General features: G+C 37.6%; 1 protein-coding gene. It reads left to right on the top strand.

Features of this window, described 5'->3' with window-relative positions; all coding sequences use genetic code 11:
• Nucleotides 1-69: 69 nt before the first annotated feature.
• Nucleotides 70-381 (top strand): hypothetical protein, encoded by a 312-nt coding sequence (locus AN490_RS15595; protein WP_300005147.1) that lies wholly within the window; start codon nucleotides 70-72, stop codon nucleotides 379-381.
• The last annotated feature ends 289 nt before the right edge of the window (nucleotides 382-670 follow it).

Genomic DNA, 670 nt, shown 5'->3' with positions numbered 1-670 from the left:
GAAAGATATTACTAAGGTTCATTGTAGTGACGGATATAGCTACGTTTGACTACGGAAAACTACAATTTTATGAGATTAAATGCAGAGACTATTTTTAGTAACTTTTTTCGCTCTCTCGTCCTCACCACCATTTTTAGTTTTCTTGTCCCTGTCTTCTTCATTGGGGGTTTATTGGTGGTTTTATGCCTTTTTGGCTATGTCCCTGGGCTACAAGGGATAATTTCCGATGTCTCTATCCAAATTCTGTATTTTCTCGCCACTTTCGGCAGTGGTAGTTCCTTCAACGGTCTCTTGACAATTGGTCTGACTTGTGGCTTTGTCGGGGCGTTATTTGATATTTACGTTTATTACCGCTATCAAATTCTCCGCACTGACTCTTAAAAGTTAATAACGCATCAAATCAGTGTTGATGATTTACACGATCAAAAACAAGTAATCTTAACCAGCCGTAAATTTTAGCTAATTTTTCTAAAAGCTATTGGCCTCGGGCTGGAAAATTCTGTTTTTTAATGTCCTTATTTTCCCAAATGCTCGTGTAGTGCAGTGGTACGACACAATATTTTTAGATGTCTATATTTATTGACACTCTCAGGTCTAAAGACACTGAGATTCTTTAATCAATGAGCCAACTTACTATTGCAGGATTACTCCAACTAAAGCAGCGGTTGAT

The sequence above is a fragment of the Anabaena sp. AL09 genome, from assembly GCF_001672255.1.
Lineage (GTDB): Bacteria > Cyanobacteriota > Cyanobacteriia > Cyanobacteriales > Nostocaceae > Dolichospermum > Dolichospermum lemmermannii.
The sequence above is the reverse complement of the archived record's forward strand: the minus strand, read 5'-3'. Positions and strand labels throughout refer to the sequence as shown.